Genomic DNA, 14,353 nt, shown 5'->3' on the forward strand with positions numbered 1-14,353 from the left:
ACTCTCTCCCAAGGACAAGACGATGGAAGCGGACTATGCGATCATCGGCGGGGGAGTCGTCGGCCTTTCAGTGGCCTGGGGACTCCTGAAACGCGACCACCGCGTCATCGTGCTCGACGGCGATGACGGATCCTTCCGTGCCAGCCGGGGGAATTTCGGCCTGGTCTGGGTGCAATCCAAGGGCATGAACCAGCCTTGTTACGCCCGCTGGTCGCAAGAATCCGCCGCGATCTGGGCAGAGTTCGCCGAGGAACTGGGCAACAACACCGGCCGCGAGGTGCCGCTGGAGCAGAAAGGCGGCTACGACCTGCATTTCTCGGAGGAGACGCTGGAAGCAACCGTCGAGAAATACGAGGTGCTCAAAGAGCAACTCGGCGGCAACTACCCGTACGAGGTTCTCGGCCACAACGCCCTTCGCAAGGAGGAGCCGCATATCGGCCCGACCGTCGTCGGAGCGATCCTGCACTATCAGGACGGGCACGCGAACCCGCTGAAGCTCCTGAGGGCGCTGGCCGATGACGTGCGCCGCATGGGCGGGCAGGTCCTGACCGGCAAGACCGTCACCGAGGTCGGAAAGCCGGATGGCTTTCGTGTGCAATGCAGCGACGGCACGACTGTCGAGGCGGCAAACGTCGTCCTGTCCGCCGGTCTCGGTGCGGCCGAACTTGGACCAAAGCTTGGCTTTAAGGCACCGGTGCGCCCGCAGCGCGGGCAGGTGCTCATCACCGAGAAACTGCCGAAGATGATCAACCGCCCCTCCCTGATCGCGCGCCAGGTGGACGAGGGCGGCATCCAGATCGGCGCCACCAACGAGGAAGTGGGCTTCGACGACCGCGTAACGCAGCCGGGCCTCTCCGGCCTCGCCGCACAGGCGATTGCAGCCTACCCGGCGCTCGGCAGGGCACAGCTTGTGCGCAGCTGGGCAGCGCTCCGGGTGCTGTCGCCCGATGGGTTGCCGATTTACCAGGAGAGCCGGGACATGCCCGGCTGCTACCTCGTCACCTGTCACAGCGGCATCACGCTCGCCGCCGCCCATGCCCGCTACCTGCCGGACTGGCTGGAGCGGACCGATGCCGCCCCGGATCTGGAGGTGTTCAGTGAAGACCGATTCAGCGTTTCTTGAGCTGGAGGACAGCCCGCGTGTCGCGGTCTGGTTCGACGGTGCGGAACTGGAATTGCCCGAAGGGGCAAATCTCGCCGCCGCGCTCCTCGCCGCCGGTGTCGGGGTCTTTCGCCACACGCCGGTCTCTTCCGAGCCGCGCGGCCCGTTCTGCATGATGGGCGCCTGTTTCGACTGCCTTGTCGAAATCGACGGCATCGTGCGCCAGGCCTGCATGACGGAGGTTGTCGAGGGGCTGCGCGTGTCCAGGCCGCACGGGACAGGGGGCGAGCATGAAGCGGAGTGACCTCGTCATCATCGGTGCCGGGCCCGCAGGGATGGCCGCGGCCACAACCGCGGCAGAGCACGGCCTGAGCGTGACACTTCTGGACGAACAGTCCCGCCCGGGCGGTCAGATCTACCGGGATGTCGACCGCGCGGTAGAGAAACGCGGCGGCATTCTCGGGCCCGACTTCGGGCACGGCAGGACCCTGACCCGAGCGCTCCGCGAGAGTGCAGTCGAGCATGTGACCGGAGCGGTGGTCTGGTCCATCGAGGACGGCTTCCGGATTTCCTACACCAAGGGGGGCCGCGCCGCGCAGGTTGCGGCCGACAGGATCCTCCTTGCCACCGGCGCGCTCGAACGGCCCATGCCGGTTCCGGGCTGGACCCTGCCCGGCGTGATGACTGCGGGGGCGGCGCAGATCCTGCTCAAGCAGTCCGGCGTGATCGCGCGCCGCGCCGTTCTCGTCGGCTCCGGCCCGCTGCTCTACCTCATCGCGGCGCAGATGGTGCGCGCGGGAACCCCGCCGCTGGCGCTTGTCGAGACTCAGTCGCGTGCCGATCTGCGCCGCGCGGCCCGCCATGCCGGCGGCGCGCTGCGCGGCTGGCCGTATCTTGCCAAGGGGCTGAAGCTTATGGCGGAAATCGCCCGGGCACGGGTGCCCCGCTTCACCGGTGCAACCGACATCGCAATCGAGGGCGCGGGGCGCGCCGAGACCGTGAGCTTCCGGAGCGGAGGAAAGAGCCGGCGTCTCGTATGCGACACGGTCCTGCTGCATCACGGTGTCGTCCCTAACACGCAGGCCGCGAGGTCGATCGGGGTGGCCCACCGCTGGAACGCGACACAGGCAGCGTTTTCGCCGGTTGTGGACCGATGGGGCATAACCGGAGTGGAAGGCGTCTATATCGCTGGAGACGGCGCCGGGATCGGCGGTGCCGAGGTCGCCGAGGTCGCGGGGCGCCTTGCATCCTTGCAGATCGCCGCAGAGGCCGGGCGGCTCTCCGAGGCCGAACGCGACAGGCTCGCCGCGCCGCTTTTCCGGAAAAAGGCGCGGGACATGGCGATCCGTCCGTTCCTTGATGCCGCCTTCCCGCCCGCCACCGAAGCGCTCCTGCCCGAGGACAAGACGATCATCTGCCGCTGCGAGGAGGTCACGGCGGGCGATATCAGGCGCTACGCTCAGATGGGCTCCCTTGGCCCCAATCAGACCAAGGCGTTCGGCCGGCCCGGCATGGGCCCCTGCCAGGGCCGCTATTGCGGGCTGACCGTCACCGCCATCCTGTCGGAGGCCAACGGGCAGACACCCGACGAGACGGGATATTTCCGGATCCGGCCGCCGCTGAAGCCAGTGACGCTGGGTGAGTTGGCGGCAATGGAAACGCCGCAACAGGACGCTGCGGAATAGGACCGCAACGGCGAGAGGATCGACCGGTTCGGAACCGGACTGCGAATAGGCCGCAGCGTCAGTCGCATTGGCGAAGACAGGCCTTTCTGTCGGCACGGCAGACTCAGGTGTCCCGGCATCGATCGGCTTCCGCGGCGCCTGAGACCCGGACCTAGCTCCATTCGCCATGCGTCCGGAATTAATACTATAGATATATACCCCTGACCGAATTCTCCGAATCGCGTGGATGCTGCACCCTGCGCCAGACCCAAGATTTCAGGAGCGATTCATGCCCGACGATTCCAGTGTGACCCCGGTGGCCGGCGATCTTGCCTTCACCCGAGAAGATTCTCGCGGGGTCGTTCCGGAGGCGAGCTATGCCGGCGCGCTCAGCTTCATGCGCCGTCGCTACACACGGGACCTCTCAGACGCCGATGTGGCGGTGATGGGCGTGCCGTTCGACCTCGCCGTTTCGAGCCGGTCCGGCACGCGTCTCGGGCCGCGCGCGGTACGCAGCGGCTCCTCGCATATCGCATGGTCCGCGCCATGGCCTTGGGCCGAGGACCCCTTCGAGGCCCTTCGCGTGGTAGACTACGGCGATTGCCAGCTCGACACCGGCTATCCGCAGGATGTTCCCCGTCAGATCGCCGAGGCCGCACGCCGGGTGTTGGCGAGCGATACGGCCCTGCTTTCCATCGGCGGCGACCATTTCATCACCTACCCGCTCTTGCAGGCGCATGCCGAGAAATACGGCCCCCTGAGCCTCATCCAGTTCGACGCCCACACCGACACATGGGCCGACGAGCCGGGACGTATCGATCACGGCACGATGCTCTGGCATGCCACCCGGGAAGGGCTGGTCGACCCCAGCCGCTCGGTGCAGATCGGCATCCGAACCCACAACCCCGAACCGCTCGGCTTCAACATCATCGATGCCATCGAGCTGCATCGCACCGGCCCGCAGGCCGTCGTCGAGAAGGCCCATGCGATCGTCGGAGGGAGTCCGTGCTACGTCACCTTCGACATCGACGCGCTGGAGCCGGCCTCTGCGCCGGGTACCGGCACGCCGGTGATCGGCGGGCTAAGCCCGTTCCAGGCGCAGGAGGTGCTCCGCGGCCTGGCGGGACTGGACGTCGTCGGGATGGATGTGGTCGAGGTCGCGCCGGCTTATGACATCTCCGAGATCACCGCGATTGCCGCGGCCACTATTGCGAACGACCTTCTGTGCCTGCACGCCGCGGCACGCGCCAAGACCCGCTGACCCGAGAGGACCAAAAAAGATGCAGACACGCTTCAGCACCACCGCGATCCTTGCGCCGCTCCTTCTCGTCGCCACGGCCCTGCCGAGTGCCGCACAGTATCTGTCGATCTACAACTGGGCAGACTATTTCGGCGAGACCACGATCTCCGGCTACGAGGCCGAGACCGGCACGAGCGTTGCCCTCGACTATTTCGACTCCAATGAGTTGCTCGAAACCAAGCTGCTGACCGGCGGCTCCGGCTACGATGTCGTCTTCCCCGCCGCCTCCAACGCCGAACGCGAGTTCGCCGCTGGCGCGCTTCAGGCCATCGACCCGGCTCGGCTGCAGAACTACGGCAACCTGGACCCCTGGATCCTCTCCGCACTCGACCGTGTTCCCGGCGGCCGACAGCTCGGTGTCCCCTATACATGGGGCACCATCGGCATTGCCTATAACAGCGAGATGATCGCGGAGCGGCTCGGCGAGGCGACCATCGACAGCTGGGATGTCCTCTTTGACCCAGAAATGGCGGCAAAGGTCGCGGATTGCGGTATCGCGGTCCTGGATTCTCCGATCGAAATGATCTCGATCGCCCTCAACTCCCTCGGCCACGACCCTTACTCGAACGACCCGGCCGCGCTCGACGCCGCCACGGCGCGGCTCACCGAACTTGCCGGATCAGCGCGCTATTTCTCGATCCAGAAGGCAGTGAGCGATCTTGCGGCCGGAAATGTCTGCATGGCGATCGTCTACAGCGGCGATGCCGGTATCGCCCAGGCCCGTGCCATGGAGGCCGAGAACGGGCCGGAGATCGTCTACGCGATCCCAAAGGAAGGGACGCTGCTCTGGATCGACCTGATGGCGATCCCAGCCGACAGCGGCAATGTCGATGAAGCCTATCGGTTCATCGACTACATGTTGCGCCCGGAGGTGATCGCCGAGGTGACCGACACGGTCTTCTTCGCCAACGCAAATGCGGCCGCGGACGCCGTCATCGACCCCGCGATCCGCGCCGATCCCGGAATTTACCCCGATGCCGAGACCCGCGCCAGACTGTTCCCGGACAAGAATGTCGACGCCCGAACGCTGCGCACGCGCACCCGGATCTGGACCAAGGTCAAGTCCGGCGTGTGAGACCCGGGCAGACCGGACACCCGTTCCCGGCCACGACCGCAATCGGCGGGCGTGGCCGGCCTGTGTTCTAGCCCGAAACCACCTCGAGGGACGTTTCGCCGTGCACCGGGACACTAGGCGTTGCCAAGTTCCGAACCGGCAGCCTATCAATGCCGCTGAGTCGCGGCGTCATGCCTCTTTGGCGTCAGGGCTTATTGCGCCACCAGTTTGAGAGCATCTAGGTGTCTGAAATACAATCCGTTTCGGTTATTGTCCCGTCGCGCAACAACGCGGAGTCGATTGCCGAGACCCTGCGATCCTTTCTCGATGACACGGTCGTTCGCGAGGCGATTGTCGTCGATCACCGGTCAACAGACGGAACGGTCCAAGTGGCGCGCGATCTCGGCGATCCGAGGGTCAGGGTGATCGAGGACGACGGCCGAGGGATCTCGCGCGCGATGAATATCGGGCTTGCGGCATCGACGGCGCCCTATGTCGCCAAGATCGACGCAGACGATCTGGTGCCGCGCGGCCGGTTCGCTTGGCAGGCCGACTTTCTCGACCGGACATCGGACGTGATGGCGGTCTGCGGCGCGTTCGAAGCGATCGATGATGCAGGGCGACAGCTCGAAACTTTCGCGGCGACCGATGCCGCACGCGACGTCACGGAGGAATATCTGCAGCAGAAGCGTCCGACCCATTTCGGGGCATGGCTTTGCCGGCGGGAAGGTTGGGAGGCAGTCGGCGGCTTTCGGGAATGGTTCGTCACGGCCGAAGACATCGACATGCCCTTTCGCCTCGCGCATGCCGGACGGATCAGTTTCGAGCCCCGCCTTTCCTATTCCTACCGAATCCGGACCGGGTCGATCACACGCACTCAGTCGAACACGCTGCGAGAGTTCTACGAGAATTCCGCAATCGAATTCGCCCGCCAGCGCCTCGCGACCGGCAGCGACGATCTCGACCGCGGCACCCCCCCGGCATTGCCGTCGAGCCAGTCAAAGAATCACACTTTAGCCGGTTCCCAAGCGGCCGGTTTTCTCACCGGTCGCGCGTGGCGCGAACACCACAAGGGGCAGCGGATACGTGCATTGAGAACGATGGCGCAAAGCGTTGCCGCAGCCCCGCCGCGTCAACGCTTCCGCCAGATCCGCGGATTTCTCGTCATGCTCGCCAAGTCGGCGGTTCCTCCGCGCGAGATGTGACGTCTCAGAAAGTCTGACTGGCTGGTGCCGGCAATCGTCTGGCCGCGCCGCAACCTGGGGCTAACCAGCACACAGATCGCCGGATCGCCCAGTGGGTGGGCGATGTCGATTTGCAGTGTCAGTTCGGAGCGGGCTGAGGAGGCGGCGGCGGGACGCGACCATCCCTCGGGCCCCTGCCCATCCGCCCGTCTCCCATCCGCCCGTCTCCCATGCGGTCGTCCTGCATGCGGCCCCACCGCTCACTCCGGTTTGCGAGCCGGTCAGCGAAGGCCGCGCGTTCGGCAGCGTTCATCCCCTCGAGCTGGCTTGTCATGATCTCGACCCCGACCTGACGGCTGCGTGCGGCAAGATCGGCCTGCGCCTCCATCACGGCGCGAAAGCGATCCGCGTCGAACGGCTCGCTGCGGATCGCCTCGAGCGAGGCGATATAGAGCCGGCGCCACGCGTCCCGGTCCTCGCGAAGTTCGCCGCGATGCGACCGCGCCTGCCGGTCGAGGGCGCGCCGGTCATTCGAGTCCATCGCCAGGACGAAGGGGCCGAGGCCGAGTTCGCGCGCGATGATCCAGGGGTGATCGTCACCGCGAGACACGTTCAGATACGCGCCGCCAACTATGCCGATCACCGCCAGGTTCAGCGCCAACGACAGGAAGAGAAGGATCCGCAACCCGGTCCGGCGACGCGGCGGGCGGGGCTCGATGGGCGTTGGGGTTTCCCCGGTCATCTCAGCAAGCTCCTATCCATCCGCCTGAACCTCGTCGAGATCGAGGATCGAGGCACTGAGCCCGACATCGTAGCCGTAGCTCTCGTTCAAGAGCGCCAGCGTCAGGCTGTCGAAGGCCGCCGGCGGATTGTATCCGATCCAGACCCCCGCGAGCGTCGCCGTCGCCAAGCCGGCCAGGGCCGGCCAGCCGCCAATCATGTCGATCAGGTTGCGCAGCCATCCCCTGCGCGGCGCTGGCGCGGCCGGTGCGACCGCCGTCCGGGCATCCTGCTCGGCGTATCCATCGGCCAGCACCCGCGCCAGAAGCTCCGGCGACGGCTCTTCGCGCGCCGCTCGCAGCGCCTCGAAGCAGGCGTCCAGTTCCCGCTCCATGTCTTTCGAGATTTCAGCCGTCATCGCTCAACCCCAGTTCTGCACGCCGTCGCCCGAGCAGGGCGACCAGCGCGCGTTTGCCCCGGGCGGTCAGGCTTTCGACCGCCTCGATGCCGATTTCCATCACAGCGGCGATCTCGGGGTTCGACAACCCCTCCAGATGCCGAAGCACCACGGCCTGCCGCTGCCGTTCGGGAAGCTCCGACAGCGCCTGGTGCAGCGCCCGGGCCCTGCCGTCGGCGTGCATCCGCTCCTCGACGGCCGGCTGCTCGTCGGCAGGCTCGGCGCCTTCGCCGAAAGCCTCCTCGATTCCCACGCCGCGCCGGCGCCTGAGCCGGTCGGTGCAGAGATTGGCCGCCACGCGGTAGAGCCAGGTCGAGACCTGTGCCTCGCCGGGACGCCAGTCGGGCGCCATTTTCCACAACCGCAACATCGACTCCTGCGCCACGTCCTCTGCCTCGCTCCGGTCGCCCAGCATCCGCACCGCCAATGCCAACACGCGCGGCGTGAGCCGCAAGGTCAGGATGCGCGCGGCTGCCCGGTCGCCACCGGCGTATTGCGCCAGCAGGGCGTCGTCGGAGATCTCTGGATTGGCATCGAGAGGCATGGTCATGGCATCCGTGGCCTAGCTCCGTTTCTGTCCCGGTGGCAATGGCCCGGCGCGATACGGGGCGCGTGGCACGCGGCCGCGTGCACCCTTTCACGTCAGGCGTCTCACTGACGCCAGAACGGCATCTGATCGCCTCGCTGGCCCCTGCCACGGCCGTCAAAGCTGCCGCGATTGCCGAAGTTGCCGCGCATGCCGCGGACGTCCTGGCCACCGCGCGGACCGAATCCAACCATCTGCTGTGCAGCGGCGAACTCGGTTTCGCTCAATGCGCCGTCCCGGTCGCTGTCGAATCGGGCGATCATGCGCGCGCCCGGATCGGCGGCACCCGGCCGAAACTGGCCGCGGCCGGCCTGGAGCGCGGCAAACTCCTCCTGGCTCACCAGACCGTCCTTGTCGGTGTCGAGCCGCGCAACCATCGCCTGCATACGCGAGGCGGCAACGCCAGCCCGATACGCCTCCATGCCGGCCTGCAACTCCGCGGCGCTGAGCTTGCCGTCCCCGTCCGTGTCGGCATCCAGAAAGCGCGCGGTCAGGCGCGTTTCGCCGAAGGTCCGGAATTCCTCGACCGTCACCTTGCCGTCCGCATCGGCATCGAGTTCGGCAAAGACGGGCGGTTGCGCGGGCACCATGAAGCCGCCGAAGGCCGGAGCATTTCCGCGCGCCTCGGCGCCCGTGGTTGCGGCGAGGCCGGCGAGGATTGCGGTGGTCAGAAGTGCATTTCGGGTCATGTCCATCTCCTGTTCTTGGTGTCGTCGTCTTCGGTGGCCTGTTCGCCTCCTTGTGCATCTCCAACGCGCCAGAAGAGCGTTTCCGTCGCGCGCCTTCGCGACATCGCGCCGCAAGGGCCCCACCGCCGCCTGCAAAGCCGCGCGAAAGCTGTCATCCTCGCCGGCGCGAACAGGATGCGACACAGGACAGAGAAGGAGACGTCATGGCGTCGGGGGAACGGACGGATCGGGAACGACCGCTCAAGCAGGCACTCGTGCGCGGCTGGCACCGGCGCTGTCCGAATTGCGGCCGCGGACCGCTGTTTTCCGGCTATCTCTCGGTGGCCGACCATTGCCCGGTCTGCGACCAGCAGTTTCACCATCATCGGGCCGATGACGGACCGGCCTATATCACCATCCTTCTGGTGGGCCATCTCGTGGCGCCGCTGCTGATAACCTCCTACACCTGGTTCCACCCGGACCCGCTGATCATGGCAACGCTTCTCTCGGTGCTCTGCGTGACGCTGTCGCTCTACCTCCTGCCGCGGATCAAGGGGGCATTCATCTGCTTGCAATGGTCGCGGCGGATGCACGGCTTCGAGGCGGACGAGAGCGGCGCCGGCTTTCGATCGCAGGGGTGAGAATGGCCGCCGGAACGGACAAGACGGCCATTCGCGACGCCGCAACAGTGGTGCTCTGGCGACAGGGCAATACGGGGGCCGAAGTGCTCATGGGCCAGCGCGGCGCGTCCGCGGCTTTCATGCCGGGCAAGTTCGTCTTCCCGGGCGGAGCGGTGGACTCGACGGATGCCGAGGTTCCGCTCGAGGGGCAGCCCGGCACGACCTGCCTGAGGCGGCTCGCGGTCGAGACCGACCCCGCCCGCATCCCGGCCCTGCTTGCGAGCGCCGTGCGCGAGCTCTGGGAGGAGACCGGCCTGATCCTCGGCCGGCCCGCGCACTGGCAACCGACCGGCGACGACTGGACACGCTTTGCCGAAACCGGCCACGCCCCGTCCGCCGAGGCGCTGACCTATATCTTCCGTGCGATCACCCCGCCGGGTCGGTCGCGGCGCTTCGATGCGCGCTTCTTCCTGGTTCCGGCGAGCGCCGTTCAGGGCGATCCGGAGGATTTCACCCATGCCTGCGACGAGCTGAGCCACCTGCAATGGATCCCGCTGGCGCGTGTGCGCGAGTTCGACCTGCCCTTCATCACAACCATCGTATTGGCCGAACTGGCGCCGCTGATCGCCGCCGGCGGTCCGCCACCGAGCGTTCCCTTCGTGCGAAACGACGACATCGTATCGGGAATAACGCGGATCGCCTGAGCGGCTCAGACCACCAGGACCAGCACGACGACGCTGACCGTCAGTAGCGCAGCGCCCGCATACTCCCGCCGCGAGAGGCGCTCGCCGAAGAAAAGCGCGCCGCCTAGGATGGAGAAGATGAGCTCGGTCTGGCCGACCGCATAGACATAGGCGGCGTTCTGCAGCGCGAAGGCGGAGAACCAGCAGAAGCTGCCGGCCATGCTCGCCGCGGCGAGCGCCAGTCCGGGGCGCCAGGCGGCCAGAACGCGGGCGATCTGGCCCCGGTCGCGCCAGAGGAACCAGGCAAGCATGAGAAGCGCCTGCGAGCCGGTGATCAGTGTCAGTTGCCAGGCCGCCCGGAGCGCCAGCGGTGCGTCGCCCAGCGACAGCATGGCGCCGCGATAGGCCACTCCAGCCAGCGCGAAGAAGATCCCGCTCGTCAGCCCGAGCGCGGCGGAAGGCGTGACGAGGCGCCGGAGCGCGCCCTGTCCGGGAGGTGGAATGACGGCGGTCTCCTTCGACAGCATCAGGAGCGCAACGGCGCCGAGCGCCAGTGCGGCGAGCCCGGCGCCCGAGGTCGCCTCGCCGAGGACGAGCCAGCCGACCAGCGCCGTCAGCAGCACCTCGGATTTCTTCAGCGTGATGCCGACGGCAAAATTGCGCCGCGAGAACAGCGCCACCACGCAGATCGTGGCGAGGATCTGACCGATCCCGCCAGCCAGCGCAAAAATCCAGAAGCGCGTCGAGAGCGGTGGCAGCTCCGTCCCGGTCGTCGCCGTCAGGAGCATCATCCCCACCGCCATCAGCGGTGCCGACCACAGGAAGCGCACCCACGTGGCCCCGGCTGCCGAGAGACCGGCCGTCTTCAGCCGCTTCTGCAGCGCGAAGCGGGCCGTCTGGAAGAACACCGCGGCAAGCGTGAAGGCGATCCAGATTTCCATCCCGTGCCGTCAGTCCTGGCAGAACTCGGCCACCTGGCCGTTTTCCAGCAACACCTCATGGCAGCCGATGAGCGGGATGACCGGAGCGCAGGTCCGCGAGCGGGCGAGGCACTGGCCCTCGCAATCGGTGGCCGTCGAACAGGACTGGTTTGCGTCTTTCGGTGTCACGTAGCAGATGTTGACCACGCCCGCGCTGCCGCTGCCGAAATTTCCACCGCGCGCTTCGCAGCGCGCGCGCGCCTGCTCGACGAAGGCTTGCGTGCCCTCCTCCGCCTCAGACGTGCGCGATCCCGAGAGCGGGTTGCAGGCGGCGAGGGCGAGAAGGCCGACGAGGACGAGGCGCATGGGGCTGCCTTTCAGAATGGCATCGGGTGGTCGCGATGGGCGGCATTGATCTCGTTCCGGACCTCCTCGGAGAGAGTCATCCCGATCCCCGCGAGGATGTGTTCGAGCTGGTCGACCCCGGTCGCCCCGAAGATCACAGACCCCATAAAAGGCCGGGCCGCGCAGAACGCCAGGGACATGTGCACAAGGTCGAGCCCGTGCCGCTCCGCGATCGCCGCATAGGCTTCGACGGCCGCATGCGCGCGCGGGTTCGCCCGTCCGCTGAGATTGGCGTTGATCGACATCCGGCTGCCCGGCGGCACGGCGCCGCCGCGATACTTGCCGGTCAGCAGGCCGGTGCCGAGCGGGGAATAGGCCAGCAGGCCGACCTCCTCGCGAACGGCAAGCTCGGCGAGGTCGGTGTCGAACTGGCGGCAGAGCATCGAGTATTCGTTCTGGATGGAGATCATCCTCGGCGCGCCGATCTCCGCGGCCAGCCGCAGCCACGCGGCGGTGCCCCAGGTACTCTCGTTGGACAGGCCGAAATGGCGCACTTTGCCCTCCCGCTGCAGGCGGGTCATCGCCTCGAGAACCTCAACTATGTTTGCCTCGATCTCGGCTTTCGTGCCGCCGCCTGGGACGTAGTCCCAATGCTGGCGGAAGTGAAAGGAGCCGCGGTTCGGCCAGTGCAGCTGGTAGACGTCGATCACGTCTGTCTGGAGCCGCTTCAACGACGAGTCGACGGCCTCGATCATCGTGTCGCCGTGGATCCCCCGCCCTCCGCGCACGGTGCCGCCGTTCTCGCCGGTGATCTTGGTGGCCAGAACAATCTCCCCGCGCCGTCCGGACGCCGCGATCCAGCGCCCGATGATCTCCTCGGTCCTGCCGACGGTCTCGGCCCGAACCGGGTTCACCGGATACATCTCGGCCGTGTCCACGAGGTCGATCCCGGCGTCGAGGGCCATGTCGATCTGCCGGTGGGCATCCGCCTCGCTTGTCTGGCTGCCGAAGGTCATGGTGCCGAGGGCGAACTGGCTGACCTCGAGATCCGATGTGCCCAAGAGTGTCCTGCGCATATTCGCTCCTGTCTTGCTTTTGACGCCAAGGGATACCGCGCGCCGCCGTGAGGGCAAGCCCTGAACGACTGGAGCCCAACGGGGTCGCCGCAATTCTTCGGGAGTTTTCCAGGGCATCTGGCCCTGCTATGGGGGCGGCATGACCACGCTTACGATCTGCATCACCTGCCGCAATGCCGAGACCCGCGAGAGCAAGCCGGGCGAGCCCACCGGCGAGTCCTTTCTCGCGGCGATCCGCGCCGCCACCGAGGGAAGGCCGTTCCGCGTCAGGAGCGTCGCATGCCTGATGGGCTGCGACCACGGCTGCAACATGGCGATCTCTGCCGAAGGCAAGCTCACTTATGTGCTCGGCCGGTTCGACGGTACCGCCGAGGATGCCGCGGCGCTCTCCGACTATGCGGCGCTCTACCACGAGAGCGAGACCGGCCGCGTCCCGTTCCGGCAATGGCCGCAAGGCGTGAAGGGGCATTTCATTGCCCGCGTCCCACCGCTCGACGCGGAGTGACGCTCAGCTTTCGTCGGCCGATTTCGCCACGGCGAGCAACCCGTCCAGATCCATGTGGCGTTCCAGATGCGCGGCCAGTGCGTCGAGCGTCTCCTCGACGCGGGCGCCATAGCCGAGAGCGGATGCCTGCCCGCCGAGACGGCCGAGGAAGGCCGCCCGGAAGCCGTCATCGGCAAAGAGCCCATGGAGATAGCTCCCCATGACCCGTCCGTCCCGCGAGATCGCCCCTTCCGGCCGCCCCGCCACCTCGGCAAAGGGCCGCGCCCGGTCCGGACCGTCGCTGCGGCCGATATGAATCTCGTATCCGCGGATCTCGCAGCCCGTGTCCACGTGCCGAGCATTGACCCGTGTGAGCCGCTTCTCGGGCACCATCTCGGTCTCGATGTCGAGCAGCCCCAGCCCCTCGGTTACGCCAGCCGGCCCCTCCAGACCGTCCCGGTCGACAATCCGCCGGCCCAGCATCTGGTATCCGCCGCAAAGCCCCAGCAACCGCCCGCCTCGCCGCAGATGCGCCGTGATGTCGATGTCCCAACCCTGCGCGCGCAGATAGGCGAGATCGCCGCGGGTGGATTTGGTCCCCGGCAGCACCACGAGATCCGCGTCGCCCGGGATCGCCTCGCCCGCCCGCACCATGCTGAGCCGCACCCCCGGCTCCTGCGCCAAGGGGTCGAGATCGTCGAAATTGGCGATACGCGACAGCACCGGGCAGGCAATGTGGAATGCCCCCGCCCCTTGCGTGCCGCGCAGGTCCAGCGCGTCTTCCGCCGGCAACCGCCCCGCCTCGGCAAACCACGGGACGAGCCCGAAGCCGCGCCAGCCGGTCCGCGCCTCGATCAGCCGGTAGCCGTCCTCGAACAGCGCCGGATCGCCGCGGAACTTGTTGATCGCGAAGCCGTGGATCAGCGCCGCGTCCGCAGGATCGAGCACCGCCCGCGTGCCGACAAGTTGGGCGATCACCCCGCCACGGTCGATATCGCCCAGCAGCAGCACCGGGCAGCCCGCCGCGCGCGCGAAACCCATATTGGCGATGTCGCCGGCGCGCAGATTCACCTCGGCCGGGCTGCCCGCCCCCTCGACCAGCACGAGATCCGCCTGATCGCCAAGCCGCTGGAAACTCTCCAGCACTGGCGCCAAAAGCCGCGGCTTCAGCCCCGCGTAATCACGCGCCGCCACCGTGGCCACGCGCTGGCCCTGCACCACGACCTGCGCGCCGGTCTCTGTCTCGGGCTTGAGCAGCACCGGGTTCATGTCCACCACCGGCTCGACCCCGCAGGCCAGTGCCTGCAATGCCTGCGCCCGGCCGATCTCCCCGCCATCGGCGGTCACGGCAGCATTGTTGGACATGTTCTGCGGCTTGAACGGCCGCACGGCGAGGCCGCGGCGGACAAAGGCCCGCGCCAGCCCGGCGACCAGCATCGACTTGCCGACATTGGAGCCGGCACCCTGGACCATCAGCGCGCCCATGCGGC

At 67.3% G+C, this 14,353-nt stretch carries 17 protein-coding genes; 9 read left to right on the forward strand and 8 right to left on the reverse strand.

Features of this window, described 5'->3' with window-relative positions:
- The first annotated feature begins 22 nt into the window (after positions 1 to 22).
- From EU800_RS03010 to EU800_RS03035, 6 genes are all read left to right on the forward strand, one after another.
- Positions 23 to 1,123 carry an FAD-binding oxidoreductase gene (locus EU800_RS03010; protein WP_129628425.1) on the forward strand — a complete coding sequence of 367 codons (1,101 nt, stop codon included), beginning with the start codon at positions 23 to 25 and terminating at the stop codon, positions 1,121 to 1,123.
- Positions 1,098 to 1,406, forward strand: a complete 309-nt coding sequence (locus EU800_RS03015) for a (2Fe-2S)-binding protein (RefSeq protein ID WP_207209842.1) — start codon at positions 1,098 to 1,100, stop codon at positions 1,404 to 1,406. Before EU800_RS03010 ends, EU800_RS03015 begins: the two co-directional genes overlap by 26 nt.
- Complete coding sequence (locus EU800_RS03020) at positions 1,393 to 2,787, forward strand: NAD(P)/FAD-dependent oxidoreductase (RefSeq protein WP_129628429.1); 1,395 nt, start codon at positions 1,393 to 1,395, stop codon at positions 2,785 to 2,787. Before EU800_RS03015 ends, EU800_RS03020 begins: the two co-directional genes overlap by 14 nt.
- Before the next feature lie 268 nt (positions 2,788 to 3,055).
- Positions 3,056 to 4,027: an agmatinase gene (gene speB / locus EU800_RS03025; protein ID WP_129628431.1), complete on the forward strand. Its 972-nt coding sequence runs from the start codon at positions 3,056 to 3,058 to the stop codon at positions 4,025 to 4,027.
- 19 nt (positions 4,028 to 4,046) lie between these two features.
- On the forward strand, positions 4,047 to 5,141 hold the full coding sequence (locus EU800_RS03030) for an extracellular solute-binding protein (protein WP_129628433.1): 1,095 nt from the start codon (positions 4,047 to 4,049) through the stop codon (positions 5,139 to 5,141).
- A 221-nt stretch (positions 5,142 to 5,362) separates the two neighbouring features.
- Positions 5,363 to 6,325, forward strand: coding sequence for a glycosyltransferase (locus tag EU800_RS03035; RefSeq protein WP_129628435.1), 963 nt, complete (start codon positions 5,363 to 5,365; stop codon positions 6,323 to 6,325).
- 118 nt (positions 6,326 to 6,443) lie between these two features.
- On the opposite strand, the gene EU800_RS03040 is transcribed toward EU800_RS03035, so the two are convergent.
- The 4 genes from EU800_RS03040 to EU800_RS03055 form a co-directional block, all read right to left on the reverse strand.
- Complete coding sequence (locus EU800_RS03040; RefSeq protein ID WP_129628437.1) at positions 6,444 to 7,046, reverse strand: periplasmic heavy metal sensor; 603 nt, start codon at positions 7,044 to 7,046, stop codon at positions 6,444 to 6,446.
- A 12-nt stretch (positions 7,047 to 7,058) separates the two neighbouring features.
- Positions 7,059 to 7,442 (reverse strand): hypothetical protein, encoded by a 384-nt coding sequence (locus tag EU800_RS03045; protein WP_129628439.1) that lies wholly within the window; start codon positions 7,440 to 7,442, stop codon positions 7,059 to 7,061.
- Positions 7,432 to 8,031 carry an RNA polymerase sigma factor gene (locus tag EU800_RS03050; protein ID WP_129628441.1) on the reverse strand — a complete coding sequence of 200 codons (600 nt, stop codon included), beginning with the start codon at positions 8,029 to 8,031 and terminating at the stop codon, positions 7,432 to 7,434. The genes EU800_RS03045 and EU800_RS03050 overlap by 11 nt, the downstream gene beginning before the upstream one ends.
- Positions 8,032 to 8,132: 101 nt before the next feature.
- Positions 8,133 to 8,756 carry an EF-hand domain-containing protein gene (locus EU800_RS03055; protein ID WP_165354549.1) on the reverse strand — a complete coding sequence of 208 codons (624 nt, stop codon included), beginning with the start codon at positions 8,754 to 8,756 and terminating at the stop codon, positions 8,133 to 8,135.
- 203 nt (positions 8,757 to 8,959) lie between these two features.
- Between EU800_RS03055 and EU800_RS03060 the strand changes: the two genes are divergently transcribed.
- Together EU800_RS03060 and EU800_RS03065 are read left to right on the forward strand one after the other, a co-directional pair.
- Complete coding sequence (locus tag EU800_RS03060) at positions 8,960 to 9,376, forward strand: DUF983 domain-containing protein (protein ID WP_129628445.1); 417 nt, start codon at positions 8,960 to 8,962, stop codon at positions 9,374 to 9,376.
- 2 nt (positions 9,377 to 9,378) lie between these two features.
- Positions 9,379 to 10,059 carry an NUDIX hydrolase gene (locus EU800_RS03065; protein WP_129628447.1) on the forward strand — a complete coding sequence of 227 codons (681 nt, stop codon included), beginning with the start codon at positions 9,379 to 9,381 and terminating at the stop codon, positions 10,057 to 10,059.
- Positions 10,060 to 10,064: 5 nt separating this feature from the next.
- Here the strand turns inward: EU800_RS03065 and EU800_RS03070 are convergent, their stop codons facing one another.
- Genes EU800_RS03070 through EU800_RS03080 form a run of 3 tightly spaced genes read right to left on the reverse strand, consistent with a single transcriptional unit; the run spans position 10,065 to position 12,379 of the window.
- Positions 10,065 to 10,979 carry a DMT family transporter gene (locus EU800_RS03070; protein ID WP_129628449.1) on the reverse strand — a complete coding sequence of 305 codons (915 nt, stop codon included), beginning with the start codon at positions 10,977 to 10,979 and terminating at the stop codon, positions 10,065 to 10,067.
- 9 nt (positions 10,980 to 10,988) lie between these two features.
- Entirely contained in the window at positions 10,989 to 11,324 is a 336-nt protein-coding gene (locus EU800_RS03075) for a hypothetical protein (protein WP_129628451.1), read from the reverse strand.
- An 11-nt stretch (positions 11,325 to 11,335) separates the two neighbouring features.
- Positions 11,336 to 12,379, reverse strand: coding sequence for an aldo/keto reductase (locus tag EU800_RS03080; RefSeq protein ID WP_129628453.1), 1,044 nt, complete (start codon positions 12,377 to 12,379; stop codon positions 11,336 to 11,338).
- A 139-nt stretch (positions 12,380 to 12,518) separates the two neighbouring features.
- Between EU800_RS03080 and EU800_RS03085 the strand changes: the two genes are divergently transcribed.
- Positions 12,519 to 12,884, forward strand: coding sequence for a DUF1636 domain-containing protein (locus EU800_RS03085; RefSeq protein WP_129628455.1), 366 nt, complete (start codon positions 12,519 to 12,521; stop codon positions 12,882 to 12,884).
- A gap of 3 nt (positions 12,885 to 12,887) precedes the next feature.
- Here the strand turns inward: EU800_RS03085 and EU800_RS03090 are convergent, their stop codons facing one another.
- Positions 12,888 to 14,348, reverse strand: coding sequence for a cobyric acid synthase (locus tag EU800_RS03090; protein ID WP_129628457.1), 1,461 nt, complete (start codon positions 14,346 to 14,348; stop codon positions 12,888 to 12,890).
- Between the last annotated feature and the right edge of the window lie 5 nt (positions 14,349 to 14,353).

This window comes from Tropicimonas sp. IMCC6043 (assembly GCF_004146235.1).
GTDB lineage: Bacteria > Pseudomonadota > Alphaproteobacteria > Rhodobacterales > Rhodobacteraceae > Tropicimonas.

Coding starts and splice junctions, on each gene's coding strand:
- EU800_RS03030 (WP_129628433.1), top strand. CDS start 4,047: ATGCAGACACGCTTCAGCACCACCGCGATCCTTGCGCCGCTCCTTCTC.
- EU800_RS03055 (WP_165354549.1), bottom strand. CDS start 8,756: ATGACCCGAAATGCACTTCTGACCACCGCAATCCTCGCCGGCCTCGCC.
- EU800_RS03050 (WP_129628441.1), bottom strand. CDS start 8,031: ATGACCATGCCTCTCGATGCCAATCCAGAGATCTCCGACGACGCCCTG.
- EU800_RS03085 (WP_129628455.1), top strand. CDS start 12,519: ATGACCACGCTTACGATCTGCATCACCTGCCGCAATGCCGAGACCCGC.
- EU800_RS03020 (WP_129628429.1), top strand. CDS start 1,393: ATGAAGCGGAGTGACCTCGTCATCATCGGTGCCGGGCCCGCAGGGATG.
- EU800_RS03040 (WP_129628437.1), bottom strand. CDS start 7,046: ATGACCGGGGAAACCCCAACGCCCATCGAGCCCCGCCCGCCGCGTCGC.
- EU800_RS03045 (WP_129628439.1), bottom strand. CDS start 7,442: ATGACGGCTGAAATCTCGAAAGACATGGAGCGGGAACTGGACGCCTGC.
- EU800_RS03065 (WP_129628447.1), top strand. CDS start 9,379: ATGGCCGCCGGAACGGACAAGACGGCCATTCGCGACGCCGCAACAGTG.
- EU800_RS03090 (WP_129628457.1), bottom strand. CDS start 14,348: ATGGGCGCGCTGATGGTCCAGGGTGCCGGCTCCAATGTCGGCAAGTCG.
- EU800_RS03080 (WP_129628453.1), bottom strand. CDS start 12,379: ATGCGCAGGACACTCTTGGGCACATCGGATCTCGAGGTCAGCCAGTTC.
- speB (WP_129628431.1), top strand. CDS start 3,056: ATGCCCGACGATTCCAGTGTGACCCCGGTGGCCGGCGATCTTGCCTTC.
- EU800_RS03070 (WP_129628449.1), bottom strand. CDS start 10,979: ATGGAAATCTGGATCGCCTTCACGCTTGCCGCGGTGTTCTTCCAGACG.
- EU800_RS03010 (WP_129628425.1), top strand. CDS start 23: ATGGAAGCGGACTATGCGATCATCGGCGGGGGAGTCGTCGGCCTTTCA.
- EU800_RS03075 (WP_129628451.1), bottom strand. CDS start 11,324: ATGCGCCTCGTCCTCGTCGGCCTTCTCGCCCTCGCCGCCTGCAACCCG.
- EU800_RS03060 (WP_129628445.1), top strand. CDS start 8,960: ATGGCGTCGGGGGAACGGACGGATCGGGAACGACCGCTCAAGCAGGCA.